Here is a 14,632-nt window from a genome sequence, read left to right on the forward strand (position 1 = left end):
ATGTGAGATGAGGCTTGCTCCTCGACCGCTGGGGACACACGCTGGTTCCAACAAGAGAGAGGAACCGCCAATGTCCATCGACTTCGAGATTCCGCCGGAAGCCAAGGCCATGCGCGAGCGCGTGCGTCAGTGGGTGCACGACGAATGCATCCCGGCCGAGAGTCGGATCAAGGACAAGGACAGCTACAAGACCGTCCTCGCCGAACTGAGGGCCAAGGCTCGCGGCCAGGGCCTGTGGCTGCCCTTCGTGCCCAAGGAATATGGCGGCATGGGTCTAGGCCCGCTGGCCAACGCGCTGGTTCAGATGGAGCTCGGCCAGAGCCACCTGGGCGCGCTTTCGATGAACAGCCAGGGGCCCGACGACGCGACGATCCTGACGCTGCTGGCCCACGGCACCGACTACCAGAAGGAAAAATTCCTAAAGCCGCTGCTGAACGGTGAGAAGCGGGTCTGCTACTCGATGACCGAGAAGGCGTCGGGCGCCGACGCCACGGGCATGCGCACGAGCGCGGTCAAGGACGGCAACGAAAACTACATCTTGAACGGCGAGAAGTGGTTCTCGTCGGCCGCCAGCGCCGCGGACCTGGCTCTGGTCATGGCGCGCACCGATCCGGACGCGCCCCGTCACCAGCAATTCTCGACCTTTATCGTCGAGCTGCCGAACCCGGGCTACCGGATCAAGCGCGACATTCAGACCATGGCCGCCGAGGGGCCGCTTTCGCACATCATGGGCGGCGGCCACGCCGAGATCGAGATCAAGGATCTGGTGGTGCCGGCCGAGAACCTCTTGGGCGGCGAGGGCCGCGGCTTCGACATGGGCCAGCATCGTTTGGCCTACGGGCGCCTCAGGCATGGCATGCACAACATCGCCATGGCGCAGCGGGCGCTCGATATGGCCGCCGCGCGGGTCACCGACCGCGAGACCTTCGGCCGCAAGCTCAGCGAGCGCCAAGCCGTCCAGTTCATGCTCGCCGAGTGCGCGACCCAACTCTATATCTCGCGCCTGATGCTCCTGCACATCGCCTACAAGGCGGAAAAGGGCATGGACATGCGCCAGGAGAATTCCATCGCCAAGGTCTACCTGGCGCACATGGTCCACCACGTGGTGGACACAGCGATCCAGTTGCACGGCGCCTTGGGCTACAGCCGCGATACCCCGTTGGCCGCCTGGTACACCCACATCCGGGCGCAGCGGCTGGTGGATGGACCGGACGAGGTGCACCGCTGGACGGTGGGCCGAAATGTCATCAAGGCCTTCCAAAAGGACGGCACCACAGCCGCCGCAGCTGGCGGAGATCTGCTTTAGGCCTTAGCGCCCCTGCATCTTGGCGATGTAGTCGCGGACCAGTGCGAGGCCTTCGTCGTGCACCAGGGAACGGCCGAGTTCCGGCATCATGACGCCGGGATCGGTGGAAGCCATTCGGTAAGCGATGATCGAGGTGTCGGGGTGGCCGGGGACCAGGTCGACCTCCAGGTCGCCTGAGCCCTTGCCGGCGGCGACAGGACGCTTGCCGATGCCCATCTTGGCGGGGTGGGCCTCTTCAAGGTCGAGGTTAAGGCCGGTGTTGGAGGCCATGCCACGGGGGTTGTGGCAATGGCCGCAATTGCCGTCGAGATAGGCCCGGGCGCGGGCTTCGAGCGGCTCGGAGGCGTCGTCCCAGACCGCAGTTCGTGGCGCCTTCTCCGGCGCGGGCGAGCCGTCAAGAAGGCCGGTCCGTGTCCAATGGGCGAGCTGGTTCTCCGGACCCTCGGGGTAGGCGAACACCCCGTTCAGGTTGCGCGCCTTGACCCCGATCGGCGCGATCCGACCCGACAGGGAGTGGCACTCCTTGCACTGGTTGGCGTTGGGCACGTGATAGTCGACCTGACGGGGCAGGCCATGGGCGTCGATGAAATTAACGTCCAGCCGGGTCCCAGCCCGCTTCAACCGCGCTTCGGTCTGCTCGGGGTTCCAGACGTAGGCCAGCGCCGTCCACCCGCTCCGGCGATGGATGAGGAGCCGGGTCTCCAGAACGCGCACCTTCTCGTTCGGACGACGAAAGTCGGCAGGGTAGGCGAAGGTCTTGATCAGCGTCGCCCCGATCGGAAGATCGAGCGCGCCCTGGGGCTTATAGCGGGCCTTGGTTCCCGGCGGCAGGTAGAGGAAGCGCGACTTCTCCGCATAGTCGCTGAACAGCGGCGTGTTGAGCGCATATGGCGTTACTCCGGCGTTCGGATGGCGCGCACTATCGTCCGTAAACAGACGATAGGCCGCCAGCGTTGGCGCAGGCGTGGCCGAAAGGAGTGCGTTCAGCGCCACGTCGGTCGGCGCAGGAGCGGCTGCGCTGAGACCCAGCGCCGCCGCCAGGACTGCGAGCACACGAATCATAGGCCGGTTTGCGCTTTCGGCAGCACCACGGGCTTGGGCTCGGCGATGGCGCCGTCATCGATTGTCGGCACCACCTGCGGCTTGGCGCTGAAGACTGATCCTGGAGCGGCGAAGTGGAGGTTCGCCACCGGGCCGTCCAGCAACCGCACATGCACCATCTGCGGCGCGCTCGCGCCCTTCGGCGTGTAGTTGGTGACCCCGTCCCAGATCGTCGGCGGCATGCTGCCGCCCATCGCCTTGGCGATCACATCGCCACCCGGGAACTTCGGGTCCCAGCCGTTCTTGCCGATTTTATTGTTCCTGACGACGATGTCGCGCGGCAACGGGTTGTAGGTCAGATCATCGTACTTTTGCGTGTAGCTGACCAGCATGACCGCCGCGGTCTGGTTCTGGTCGATCTCGTTTTCGAAGACGTGAACGTCGCGGTTGGCCATCAACATGATGCCGGTGCCGGTCGGCACGTCGCCGACAATCGCGCCCTTGCGGGCGAAGTTCCGGGTGTCGTTCTGCACGACCTTGTTGTGGAAGATCCGCGTCGAGTGGCCGCCCATCTGCGGCAGGTTCGGAAGGTCGAAAACCAGGATGCCCCCGGCATTGTGGGTCGCAACGTTGTCAAGAACGTCGGCGTTCATCGAGTTCTCGATCTCGATGCCGGCCACGTTGAACTCGGCGCGGCTGTTCCTGACGACGATCATCTTCGACTGGCCGACGTAGATGCCGGCATCGGCGGCGCCCTTCACCGTCACCTTGTCGATGAGGACATTGGTCGAGGAGACCGGATAGACCCCATAGGCCCCGTTGGTGTCCTTGGGCCCGCCGGTCCACTCGACCCGCAGGTTGACGAAGCTGATCTGGTCAACGCCCTTGGCCTTGATCCCGTCGCCCTTGGTGTCTTCGACGCCGAGGTCGCGAACCGTGACCTTGTTGGAGGTGATCAGGAAACCCTCGCCTGAGCTCTTCTGGCCCTTGAAGGAGAGGATCGTGGCGTCAGGGCCGGCTCCCTTCACCGTTACGCCCGGGACATCAAGCGAGAGGCCGTCGGTGAGTTCGTAGCGCCCTGCGGCGATCGATACGGTGTCACCGGACTTTGCGTCGAGCAGCGCGGTTTGCAGCTTTTCCTGCGCGTCCCCGCCCGGCGTCACCGTCAAGACCCTGGCCTGAGCGTGGCCGGCTAACAGGGCTGCGGCGCCCGCGGCGATCAGCAACGTTCTCATCAACTCTTTCCTCGCGAATCCCGGCGTCATGGCGCGCCGGTTCATAACCCATGGTGACCCGCCCTCGCAGTGGCAATCAATCGCGTTGGCGCGACCTTCAGACGCGCAAGTTGCGGAAGGTGATCGAGTAGCGATGGGCCTTGACCGCCGGGATCGAGTGCTCCCAGGCGCTACGCGCCGTCCCGCTCAGGAGATAGATCGAGCGCGGGGCAAGCTCGATGGCTGTGCGCTCGAACCCGTCCGGGATCCGTCGCCGCAGACGAAAGCTGCAGGCCGCCAGCAGCGAGATCCCGACGACCTTGTCAAAGATCGGCCGATCGCGGTGCCAGCCGATCGGGGCGCCGGGCAGGTATTCGTTCAGCAAGCATTGCTGCAGGTCCTGCGGCGCGAGGCCCGCGAAGGTCGCGGCGCGGGCCCGCACCCCCGAGAGTTCGGCTGGCATGTCGTCAGCCTTTTCGAGGTGGCTGCGCGTGAAATCGTACCGCCACCCGAACGAGACCACCCGGCGCCTGGCCTCATAGCCTCGGAACTGAAAGGCCTGGAACGGCAGGGTGGAGAGCCACGCCGCAAGCTCGGCTTCTTCGCTCAGCGTGAGGAAGGCGTCGCGATAGTCGAAACCCGCCGGCGCGGTGGGGCCGCGATCGACGTCGAACAGCGATGGCTGGCGGGCGAGTGACATCGCCCGGCATATGGTGCGCCTAGCCGAGCGTCGAAATGGCCTCGACGACGGCGGCGGTCTTCTCAAGGATCACCATGTGGCCCGCCTCGGGGATGGAGACCAGCTGGGCGCCGGTGATGGCCTTCTTGAAGGCGTGGGCGTAGGTGGGCGGGATGAGTCGGTCGGAATCGCCCCAGACCAGTACGGTCTTGGCCTTGATGCGGTAGAGCCGCGTGGCTAGGCCCCGTTCCGGGATCGGGAAGAGGATGCGTCCGGCCATGCCGAGCTGGCGGGCATTGGTGACCAGGTAGGCCTGCAGGAAGCCCGGGTCCTCAACGTTGCGCCCGGCGGTCATCATCGCGGCGCCCGCTTCGGCGTCGTGGAACAAGAGCGCCGGCATCTCGAACGGCAGGGTCGAGAAGAGGTCGGGAATGGGGTGCTCGTCGTCCCAAAGGCCGGCTGGTGCGATCAGCGCCAGCCGAGATACGTCGTTGGGCGCCACGGCAGCCATCTCAGCGGCGATCATCCCACCCATGGAGTGTCCGACAAGCAGGGGGTCCGCAAGGCCAAGCGCCTCGACGACGTCCCAACTGTGCAGGGTGAAATCAAGCATGTCGCGTATCTCGGGCGCTTCTTCGGAGTCACCGTAGCCAGGGATCAGCGGCGCAAAGACGTGATGCTTGGCGGCCAGGGCGTTGAGGAACGGGTCCGCCGCGGTCAAACCGCCTGCGCCATGAAGGTAGAAGAGTTGGGGCCCCGATCCCCCTTCGAAGTAGCGAACCGGTACATGACGGGTCTGGACGGTCTTCAGCTCCATGGCTCAGGCCTCCAGCGCGTAGGTCTTGGCGAGATCTGCCCCGGTGGGAGCCTCCTTGGGCAGCCGGCCGGAAGCGACCCGCTTGTCCAGAGGCGAGGTCCAGAACCGGTTGTCATCGGCCCAGTCGGGGAACATGCCTCGAAGCTTCGGCATGACCTTTTCGGCGAACAGCTTGGTGGAATACATGCACTTGTCGGACGGCATGTTCCCGACGTGCATCAGGCAGAAGATATTGCCGACGTTCAGGCCTTTGCAGAGCTCCTCCATACGCTGGCGCACGGTCTCCGGGGAGCCGGCGATCACGTGGCCGCCCTCGGTCAGGTCCTTCCAGGTCAACGTGGCGAACCCGCCCCTCGGGGGCGCGTACTGCGAGAGCGCACCGCTCTGGATGGTCTTGATCGTCCGGTAGCCCGGAGCGTCGGCAAAGCCCGGATAGACGTGCAGGCAGCGGTTGTAGAAGTAGTTGACGTGCTCGGCGTAGAGCCGCTCGGCCTCTTCGTCTGTATCGGCCACCAGGATCGTCTGGGCGAATCCCGCGCGGTAGGGGCTCTTGTCGGCGCCGCGCTCGTCCACCCGCTTCCAGTATCCGTCCAACAACGCCTTGGCGCGTATGTAGCCGGTGAAGCTCAGGTATGAGTAAGAGTAGGTGTTGTCGATGCAGAAATCGTATGTCTCGACCGACCCGCCGCCGGGGATGTGCACCGGCGGATGCGGCTGTTGGATCGGCCGCGGCCAGATGTTGACGTGCCTCAGTTTGTTGTAGCGCCCGTTGAAGGCGAACGGCTCGCGGGTCGTCCAGGCCTTGATGATGAGGTCGTGCGCCTCCTGGTACTTTTCCCGCGTCAGGCTCGGGATCTGGCCATAGCAGTAGTTGGTGTCCATCGACGTCCCGACGGGGAACCCAGCCACCAGTCGCCCACCGGAAATGCAGTCCAGCATGGCGAATTCCTCGGCCACGCGAACCGGCGGGTTGTAGAGGGCGATGGAGTTGCCCAGGACGACGATCGCCGCGTCCTTTGTCCGCCGCGCCAGACCAGCGGCGATGATGTTGGGGCTGGGCATAATCCCGTAGCCGTTTTGATGGTGCTCGTTCACCCCCACACCATCGAACCCCAGGGAGTCGGCGTACTCCAGCAGGTCCATGTAGGTGTTGTAGACTTCGTGGCTCTTCACCGGATCGAACAGCTTCTGGTCGATGTCCACCCACACCGAGCGGTTCTTCTCCCGGAAGTCGTCCGGCAGATAGGGCCAAGGCATCAGGTTGAACCAGGTGAACTTCATACGCCTGTCCTCCGAGCCACCACCTCTAATGGGTGGTCATATGAACAACGATAACCGCAATGCGGCGGGCGCCAACCGGGAAACGTCCGCCGCGGCGACTCAGCTCGCCTTACAACTCGTAGGGCGCCTGGCTTCAGCCTGAACGACGGGACGGATCACCTCGGTCCAGAGCTTGTAGCCCTCGGGCGTCATGTGCAGTCCGTCGGCGACGTAGATGTCCTTCGGCATGCCGCTGGTCAGCATCGCCGGGACGACATCGACGTAGTGCAGATCGCTCCGCTTCTCGGCAAGAGCCTGGATCTGGGCGTTGACCTGCGCTTGCTTATCGCGCTGTAGCCATCTGAGTTTCGAGGGCTTCAGGGAGATGAAATAGACCGGAGCGTCACCGAGCGTTTTGGTTTTGAGATCCATGAAGCGGGCGAAATTGCCGGTGACGATGCTGGGGGCCTCGCCCCCGTTGATGTCGTTCTCGCCGGCGTAAAAGAGGATGGCCCGGGGACGATAGGGCGTCACGACCTGATCAAAATAGTAGTCCACGTCGGCAATGGTCGAGCCACCGAAGCCGCGGTTCAGCGTCGGCAAGGGCGCCATGTCGGCGTCGAGGGTCTTCCAGAAGCGAATGCTGGAGGAGCCGACGAACAGGAACCCGCAGGGCGGCGGCTTGTGCTCCCGGTCGGCGGCCGCAAAGGCTGCGATCTCCGGCGCGAACCGCTCAGGCCCCGTCTTCGATACGGCCGGCTGGGAAAACGCCGGCTGGGCGGCGGCGGCCGCCGCGAGGCAGACGAGGGCAAGAACGACGTTGGTGCGCATGGACGGCTCCGGCTTGGCTTGCGGCTAGACCAGACTAGCGGAGCATCGCGCAGAGAACACCCACGATGGACCCGACCTACACAGGCTGACTTGTCGACGGCCTTTCCGCTGATAGCCGCCGCGCGATCACCGCGGCGCCGAGCAGCAAAGCCCCTACCGCCAGGAACGAGCCGGCGCGGACCACGCCATCAAGTTGCGCCATGTCGAACAGAAACACCTTGGCCGTGGTTCCGATAAGCACTGTCAGGGCGGCCCACCTTAGGTCCGCCTCGCGGCGCGCGGTGGCGAATATCAAAAGGCCGAAGCCGTACAGTCCCCAGATCGCCGAAAACGCCCAGGTCTCGAGGCTGGCCTTTTGCATGACAGGCCGCATGTCGAGACCGCGGAAACCCCATCGGACGAGGAGGGTCACCAGCGCGAATATGATGAGGACCGCCGCCAATTTGCTGGCGCGCGCCAGAAGCTTGGACGGCGGGTCTTCGTCTGCGTGAACGAGCCAAAGCGTCATGGCGGCGCCCGCCGCATAGAGCGCAAACAGCAGGCCCGCATTCGCCTGGCTCGCCAGCGGTCGGGTGATCGGGCCCCACCACGGGCTCGCCAGGTCGCCGTAGACAAGCACCGCGGCGGTCACGGCCAGCCAGCCAACCCCGTGGGCCAGACGGCGCACGGCGCCAGCGACCTCGCCCAGCCCCCATCCATGGCGCTCCGAGCGGGTGGCCGCCGCAAAGAGGGCGCGGGCGGCCACGAGACCAAGGAGCGCATAGGATGCCGCCTCCGCGCGTCCGACCAGGTCAGCGCCCAGGTGCAGACCGGCGCTCTGGAAAAGTCGCCGAATTTCCAGGACGGCCCACAAAAGACCCAGGCCAAACGCCGCTGCGGCATAGAGGCCCGTCAACCGCCGCTCGGTCGTCACACGCCGCGAAGCCGCTACGGCGAAGAACAGGGCCGGCCCCAGGAACCCGAGCCCGAGGCTGTCGACCAGCGGCGGACCGCTGACCGCCGGCGTCCACCAGGCCCAGAGCGGGTCGAAGATGAGCACCTGGAACAGCATGGCGTGGGCTAGCCCCAGCGCCAGCAGGACGTGCCCGCGCCAACGCGAGATGGGGTGGGAGTCGTCGCGCACGGCCATCGCGCTCAGGACCCCGGCGGCGACAATGCTGATCGTCCGCAAGCCGGCTTCGGCGAACGGATCCAGCCGCCAGCCGCCCGCGCCTTGCGAACCCCAGAAACGAAGCAGCAGCATGACGCCCGTCAGGGCGATGAGGATGGCCGCCGTCCCCAGCGAGTCCGCTGCGGGCGCTTTTGCGTCGCGCTCGCGGATCAGGCGGGAAGACCCGGCCACGACCCCTGCTGAAGCGGCCGCCACCGCAACCATCGCGACCGGCCAGGCGTGACTGGCGAAGACGGGGCGCAACAGGTCTGGATTGAGCAACGCCGCGAGGCTGGCCAATCCTCCAGCGATCGCCGCGCCGGCAAGGCCTCGCCAACCGATGCGAACATGCAGCACCGCAAAGACCGGCGCCGTCACCGCGACCGCCAGCGGCAGGATTTGCACGGGACTTTGGATGCGCAACATCATGAGCAGCGCCGCTGTTCCGGCCCAGATCCATAGGGCCAGAGGGACGCTGCGGCGTGGGTCTTCGAGGCGCCGCCCGAGCAGAACACTGCAGACGCCCAGGAGGAGCGCGCCGCCGGCGGGAGCCACCCAAGGCGCCTGCGTCGCCAACGGACCGCGAAGGATGAGGCAGAGGAGCAGCGCCACTGCCGCGCCGCCGCTGGCGTAGAGGCCTTCCGCCTGGTTTCTGCCGCCGAAGGCCGCCGATAGGCCGCATGCCGCCGCGCACACCGCAAGGGCCGCGGCCCACAGTTCCAGATGCACGGTGGGCGGGTGGTAGAGGAACGCGACGGACACGACGGCCGTCGACAAATAGGCCGCCAATTGCAGGTAGGGCGGAACAACGCCGCGGCGGACGCCGAGCACGGCCAGGATCAGCAAGGCGCCCTGGCCCACGGCGAGCGTGGCAAGGTCCGGCCCGGCCAGCCGAAGGGTCCAGAGGCCCGCGAGGAGGAAAGCTGCGGCCACTAACGAAGCTGCAGGAGAGCGGCTGAAACTGTCCGGTTTCGCTGGAGCGTCGCTTTTGCGCAGCCGCCACTCGGCAGCTGCGATGGCCAGTGCCAGCGGCCCGATGGCCAAGGCGACGACACGCACGTAGCCTTCGGCTGCATAACCCGCGATCGCCCAGAGCACTGCGCCGGCCAGGGTTGCGATTGCCGTGGCGCCCCAGCGGCGCGCGCCCGCCACGCCATAGCCGGTGATCACGACCAGCGACAGGTAACCGGTCAGCGCCGGAGCGTCCCAATGCTGCGGACCGGTGATGGCGGGGCCGAGCAGTCCTCCGGCGATCGCCACCACCGCCAGCGGCTCACCGTGGCGTAGCGATAGCGCCAGCAGGCCAAGAGCCACGACGCCCAGCAGCACCCCCGCCGCGCCCAGGCCAACAAAGCCGTAGAGCCAGTAGGCCGCCCAGACAGCGGCGTAGATCGTCGTGGCGCCGGCTCCGGCCGCTGCAGCAGCGGCCAAGGCGTGACCGCCGGCCACGCGCTTGGCCTGGGCTCCCAGCCACTCCCCGACACCGACCAGAACAATGCCGAGCGCCACCGCCGAGGCGATCCTGAACGGCGGCGTGAAGAGGCCGCGCTGGGCCGCGTAAGCGACCATGAATATTCCGCCTAGCCCGAGGACTCCGCCCCCCAGCCAGGCCAATCCGTTCTCCGACAGCCAGGCGGCGACCTGCTCGCGGGTCGGTCCTCGCGGCGGGTTCCGGGCCATGACCTTTGATGCGAAGGTCGACGTCGCCTCCGTCCGAGTCGCCAGGGCCGAAGCCCTCGCTTCCGGGATCGTAGGCGTCACGATGGATGCAGCTGATGTCGCAGCGGACCTCGCGCGCTGCTGGGGCTGCGCAGGGCGAGCCTCGCCGGTAACGCCATCTTCGAGGTGCGCTTCAAGAGAGCCGAGGCGACGCTCCGCCCGCGCCAGGCGCGTCTTCAGTTCGCTGGTCTGCCCGTAGAGCCATAAGACGCCCACGACGAGGCCGAGAACCACGAGCCAGATCATTTTGGCGCCATCTGCTACGCCACCCCCCGGTAGCCAACTGAGAAGCGTAGCGCGCCGGTGACGCGAGGACCAAGCTCGATTCGACCGCAGGCAGTGGCCCATCGGTCTTGGAAGCGCGGCCGTCTGGACCAAGGCTAAGGTTCAATGGCTCGCCGTCTGGACGGGAACGACGATGGCCGACCCAACCTCATTCTTTACCGGCTGGCTTGTCGAACCTGAGCACAGGGCAGCGTTGCTTGAGAAATTCCCGCCACGCTACGCAACGATTGTGGCGCACCACGTTACGCTGAAGTTCGGCGATGCAACGGCTGAGCCACCCGCCGGAGTTTCAGCCGAGATCGTCGGTCAGGCGGACGACGGGGCGGGGGTGCAGGCGATGGTCGTGCGGATCGATGGCGCCATCTCGCGGCCGGACGGCGGGACCTTTCACATCACCTGGTCTCTGGATCCCGGTCGTGAGGCCAGGGAAAGCAACGACGTGATCGCTGCGCGCGGCTGGACACCGATCGAGCCGGCGACGCCGGTGAGGCTCACGCCCAAGCCTTGAGCAGCAGTCGCTCTCGGCGAGTGCTAAGGCACTGATTTTTAGGAACCTTTATTTAGGAATCAGGCTTAACTTGGTGTCGGGGCGAATAGAAAGTCGAGGCCTTGACGATGAAGGCGTCACCTGAGTTCCGCAGGCAGCTCGCGGGCTACAGCCTGACCACTGCCGAAATTCTCTACCGGATGCCCGATCATCCGGCTCTCCTGCAGAGCTACATCTGGCAGGAATACGATCTCTTCCCCGAGTTCCCTGCGCTGCGGCGGTTCCTGGACTTCTGGAGCCGGACCCTGGATGGGCCATTGTTCAAGGTGACCGTCGGCCATTGCCGGCTGATCAAGCCGGCGGAGCTTCGCGCGTTGGGCGGAGAATTCTACCTTCACTGAGGGCGCTTGCGGGTAGCCGTCTCGACTTTTCCCGTCCGGCAAGGGAGTGATTGCGCTTGCCCCACTTGGAGTCGCCCCTTCTTGCGCAAGCCGCTGCTCGCCGTCCTGATCTCCGCCGCGGCCCTGGCCGGGTGCCAGGACAAGGTCCATCGGCCCACGTGCCCTTCCGGCAAGGTCTGTCTTGAGTATGGCAACAACTCCGAACCGCTGACGCTCGACCCGCAGAAGTCGAACCTGGTCGACGAGTTCACGATCATCGGGGACTTGATCGTCGGCCTGACGACCGACGCGCCGGACGGGAGCCCGGCTCCCGCCATGGCGACGTCCTGGGAGACCAGCAAGGACGGCCTGACCTGGACCTTCCATCTGCGCGACGCCCGGTGGTCAGACGGGGTTCCGGTGACCGCCGACGACTTTGTCTACGCCTACAGGCGAATCCTCGATCCGAAGACCGCGTCGATCTACGCCTACCTGGTCTACCTCCTGAAGAACGGCGAGGCCGTGAACGAGGGGAAGGCCTCGCCCGAGACCCTAGGCGCCCGGGCGTTGGACCCTCACACCCTGCAGCTGACGCTGGAACACCCCGCGCCCTACATGCCAGAGCTCGCCAAGCACCAGAGCTTCTTCCCGGTTCCTAAACATGTGATCGAAAAATACGGCGATGACTGGGTGCAGCCGGGGCGGTTCGTCGGCAACGGTCCCTTCAGCCTGGTGTCCTGGAGCTTGGGCGACAAGATCCAGGTGGCCAAGAACCCGCGCTTCTGGGACGCCGCCGACGTCTGCGTCGACAGGATCAACTACTATCCGACGCCGGACCTGGTCTCGGCCGAGCGGCGCGTGCAGCGCGGCGAACTCGACATAAACACCAACTTCCTCACGAACCGGCTGAAACGGATGGACCAGGCGATGCCGGGGTACGCCCGGCCTCACATGTCGCTGGCCACCTCCTACATGGTGTTCAACACCCATGACCGAGGGCCCTTGCAGGACAAGCGGGTGCGGCGCGCGCTCTCGGAGGGGATAGACCGCGACTTCATCACCACAAAGCTGCTGCGCGCCGGACAGGCGCCGGCGTACAGCTTCGTGCCGCCCGGAACCGCCCACTACGCGCAAGGCGCGAGGCTCGTCTGGGCTCGCGAGCCCTTCGCCGAGCGGCAGGTTGAGGCCAAGGCGTTGCTGGCGCAGGCCGGCTTCAGCGCCAAACATCCGCTGAAGCTGGAGATAAAGACGCAGAACGCCAGCGACGCCCTTTTGCTGACCGAGGCCGTGCAGGCCGATTGGCGCGCCATAGGCGTCGAAGCGACGATTGCTCAAAACGACACTTCGATCGCCTTCGCCGCCTACCGCAACCGCGACTTCCAGGTCGGCACCATGAGTTGGTATGCCGACTTCAACGATCCCATGACGTTCCTGGGCCTGCTCAAATCCGACACCGGGGCGCAGAACTACGGCGACTACCGCAGCGCCGCCTACGACGCCCTGCTGGCAAAGGCCGATGCTGAGCCCGACGACGCAAAGCGGGCGGAACTCCTGGCGCGCGCCGAGCAGACCATGCTCGATGACGAGGGTATGATTCCGATATATTTCGTTGTGAACCGAAATATCGTGAACCCGAAGATCACCGGCTGGGTGGCGAATTCGGAGAATTTCCACCGCGCCCGGTGGTTGTGCATCAAACCCTAGCGCCCCGATCCCGAAGTTCGCCGGCCCTTTGGCGGGCGGACTCCGGGATCCATCGGGGCGCAAGCAGGTGAATGAATCCGGATGGCGCTGCGCCGGCGCGTCATGCGATCAGGCGAACCTCAAGCTCAGCCCACCAGCCGACAGAGTAAGACCAGGGCCTAGCGGTACTCGTAGTGGCACTCTCGGTGAGTGCTGTTGTGCTTGGCGATCTGGTGGCCCGCCACAGCGCCGACGCCGGCGCCGAGAAGAGTGCCGCCTGTCTTACCGCCGCCATGTGAAAGCGCATTGCCCAGCAGGCCGCCGGTTACGGCGCCAACGGCGGTGCCTGTGTTACGGGCCCCGCGCGAGCTCACGTCCCTGCAGACGTACTCCTTGTGGTGGGGCTGGGCCTGGGCGGCAACCGGCACTGAGGTGGTGGCGACGGCCAGCGCCGAGCACACCAGGGTTGCGGTGATTGATAGCTTCTTGCGCACGATATCTCCTTAGGGCTGCAGACACGCCCCGCTGCTAAACTCGCTACTACAGCGAAGGTTGCGCAAGCCCAAGAAGTTGTCGCGCCCCTGCCGGAACGGAACCGAATGCCAGTTGGGGGCCTTGTTAAGGTGCCCGGCCCTGGGGAGCTGCGTTCCGCGCCGGACACTGGAGGAAACTATGTCAATTCTCGCTTGGATCGTTCTGGGGCTCGTCGCCGGCTTCATCGCCAGCAAGCTGGTGAACAAGACCGGTAGCGGCATCGTGATGGATCTGCTGCTGGGCGTCGTCGGCGCGTTCGTCGGCGGTTTCCTATTCACCCGCTTCGGGGCGGCAGGCGTCACCGGCCTTAACCTTTACTCGATCCTCGTCGCCACCCTGGGCGCCGTCGTCGTGCTGTTTGTCTACCATCTCCTGGTGGGCCGCCGCACGCTCTAGCGGGACGAATCTAGGGGTGCGGAAGACACTGAAAAGGAAGCCCCGTCCGCGGGACGGGGCTTTTTTCCGTGTGCGCCGCTTAGACATGGCCGGCTTTTAAGGACGATCTAGTCGGCAGCCAGCCGGTCGGTCTCCATGCGGGCCACGATCAGGTCCGCAGCATCCAATTTGCGGCCCTTGGCGTTGGCCACTTCGAGATGCACGTGATTGGTGATCCCGCGGTAGCGCCGCTGGAGGGATTGCGCCAGGCCGATCGGATGCCCGACCGCGACCGTATCGCCCACGGCGACGTCGGGGGCGACGTAGAAGAGCCTCGCCGTGAGGTGGAGGGCCGGATTTTCGATCACGACGTAGCGAAGGTGAGTGTCGTCCGGGTAGGCATAACCGATCCTGGCGACATAGCCGGAGATCGGCGCCTCGACGACCTGGCCGGGGGTGGCCACATAGTCGACGCCCTCGTGCTCGCGCGCGCCGCCGTCGCGGGGGGCGTGAAACCGACCGTCGCCATAGGCATCAGTCTGTCGCGGCGCCTGGCCGGTGGGATTGGCGAGGTCCGGCTGGCCGTCGCCGTCGAGATCGGCGCCTTCCCAGACGAGCCGCTCACGCATCTCGACGGGCGCAGGCGAAGGACCAGGCGTCACCACCGCTTCGCCGATAAGGCTGCGGTTGATCGCAACTGCATGCGCAGCCGCCTCGGCGATGCCCAACGAGATCGTCGCCACGGCGAAGGCCATCGCAGCGACAGTTGAGCTTCGTGTTGTGATCTTCCTGTTGCGGAGCAATCCATCGAGACGGGTTTTCAGAATGGTTTTGACGCTCATCCGGCGTCACATAGATGATTATCGCGGCA

General features: G+C 65.7%; 14 protein-coding genes. 5 read left to right on the forward strand and 9 right to left on the reverse strand.

Annotated features, from left to right (window positions below):
• The first annotated feature begins 70 nt into the window (after positions 1-70).
• Positions 71-1,306 carry an acyl-CoA dehydrogenase family protein gene (locus VGI62_RS22070; protein WP_331506758.1) on the forward strand — a complete coding sequence of 412 codons (1,236 nt, stop codon included), beginning with the start codon at positions 71-73 and terminating at the stop codon, positions 1,304-1,306.
• Positions 1,307-1,309: 3 nt separating this feature from the next.
• Here VGI62_RS22070 and VGI62_RS22075 read toward each other — a convergent pair whose 3' ends face one another.
• The 7 genes from VGI62_RS22075 to VGI62_RS22105 all read right to left on the reverse strand — a co-directional run bounded on the left by VGI62_RS22075 (position 1,310) and on the right by VGI62_RS22105 (position 10,263).
• A complete protein-coding gene (locus VGI62_RS22075; protein ID WP_331506759.1) occupies positions 1,310-2,368 on the reverse strand; it encodes an SO2930 family diheme c-type cytochrome in 1,059 nt (352 codons plus the stop codon).
• Positions 2,365-3,582, reverse strand: coding sequence for a parallel beta-helix domain-containing protein (locus VGI62_RS22080; protein WP_331506760.1), 1,218 nt, complete (start codon positions 3,580-3,582; stop codon positions 2,365-2,367). Before VGI62_RS22080 ends, VGI62_RS22075 begins: the two co-directional genes overlap by 4 nt.
• A 97-nt stretch (positions 3,583-3,679) precedes the next feature.
• Complete coding sequence (locus tag VGI62_RS22085) at positions 3,680-4,261, reverse strand: alpha-ketoglutarate-dependent dioxygenase AlkB (protein ID WP_331506761.1); 582 nt, start codon at positions 4,259-4,261, stop codon at positions 3,680-3,682.
• Between the two features lie 19 nt (positions 4,262-4,280).
• Positions 4,281-5,057, reverse strand: a complete 777-nt coding sequence (locus VGI62_RS22090) for an alpha/beta fold hydrolase (protein ID WP_331506762.1) — start codon at positions 5,055-5,057, stop codon at positions 4,281-4,283.
• Positions 5,058-5,060: 3 nt separating this feature from the next.
• Positions 5,061-6,338 carry an LLM class flavin-dependent oxidoreductase gene (locus tag VGI62_RS22095; protein WP_331506763.1) on the reverse strand — a complete coding sequence of 426 codons (1,278 nt, stop codon included), beginning with the start codon at positions 6,336-6,338 and terminating at the stop codon, positions 5,061-5,063.
• Positions 6,339-6,437: 99 nt separating this feature from the next.
• Positions 6,438-7,148 (reverse strand): GDSL-type esterase/lipase family protein, encoded by a 711-nt coding sequence (locus tag VGI62_RS22100; RefSeq protein ID WP_331506764.1) that lies wholly within the window; start codon positions 7,146-7,148, stop codon positions 6,438-6,440.
• A 76-nt stretch (positions 7,149-7,224) separates the two neighbouring features.
• Positions 7,225-10,263, reverse strand: coding sequence for a DUF2339 domain-containing protein (locus tag VGI62_RS22105; RefSeq protein WP_331506765.1), 3,039 nt, complete (start codon positions 10,261-10,263; stop codon positions 7,225-7,227).
• Between the two features lie 172 nt (positions 10,264-10,435).
• Here VGI62_RS22105 and VGI62_RS22110 point away from each other — a divergent pair, with 172 nt between their 5' ends.
• The 3 genes from VGI62_RS22110 to VGI62_RS22120 all read left to right on the forward strand — a co-directional run bounded on the left by VGI62_RS22110 (position 10,436) and on the right by VGI62_RS22120 (position 12,873).
• Positions 10,436-10,810: a hypothetical protein gene (locus tag VGI62_RS22110; RefSeq protein ID WP_331506766.1), complete on the forward strand. Its 375-nt coding sequence runs from the start codon at positions 10,436-10,438 to the stop codon at positions 10,808-10,810.
• Positions 10,811-10,917: 107 nt separating this feature from the next.
• Entirely contained in the window at positions 10,918-11,190 is a 273-nt protein-coding gene (locus tag VGI62_RS22115) for an usg protein (RefSeq protein ID WP_331506789.1), read from the forward strand.
• A gap of 81 nt (positions 11,191-11,271) precedes the next feature.
• Entirely contained in the window at positions 11,272-12,873 is a 1,602-nt protein-coding gene (locus tag VGI62_RS22120; RefSeq protein ID WP_331506767.1) for a peptide ABC transporter substrate-binding protein, read from the forward strand.
• A gap of 158 nt (positions 12,874-13,031) precedes the next feature.
• On the opposite strand, the gene VGI62_RS22125 is transcribed toward VGI62_RS22120, so the two are convergent.
• Positions 13,032-13,346: a glycine zipper 2TM domain-containing protein gene (locus VGI62_RS22125; RefSeq protein ID WP_331506769.1), complete on the reverse strand. Its 315-nt coding sequence runs from the start codon at positions 13,344-13,346 to the stop codon at positions 13,032-13,034.
• 178 nt (positions 13,347-13,524) lie between these two features.
• On the opposite strand from VGI62_RS22125, the gene VGI62_RS22130 reads away from it, so the two are divergent.
• Entirely contained in the window at positions 13,525-13,782 is a 258-nt protein-coding gene (locus tag VGI62_RS22130; RefSeq protein WP_331506770.1) for a GlsB/YeaQ/YmgE family stress response membrane protein, read from the forward strand.
• Between the two features lie 107 nt (positions 13,783-13,889).
• On the opposite strand, the gene VGI62_RS22135 is transcribed toward VGI62_RS22130, so the two are convergent.
• Positions 13,890-14,603, reverse strand: a complete 714-nt coding sequence (locus VGI62_RS22135) for a M23 family metallopeptidase (protein ID WP_331506771.1) — start codon at positions 14,601-14,603, stop codon at positions 13,890-13,892.
• Positions 14,604-14,632 lie beyond the last annotated feature (29 nt).

Source organism: Phenylobacterium sp. (genome assembly GCF_036495085.1).
Lineage (GTDB): Bacteria > Pseudomonadota > Alphaproteobacteria > Caulobacterales > Caulobacteraceae > Phenylobacterium.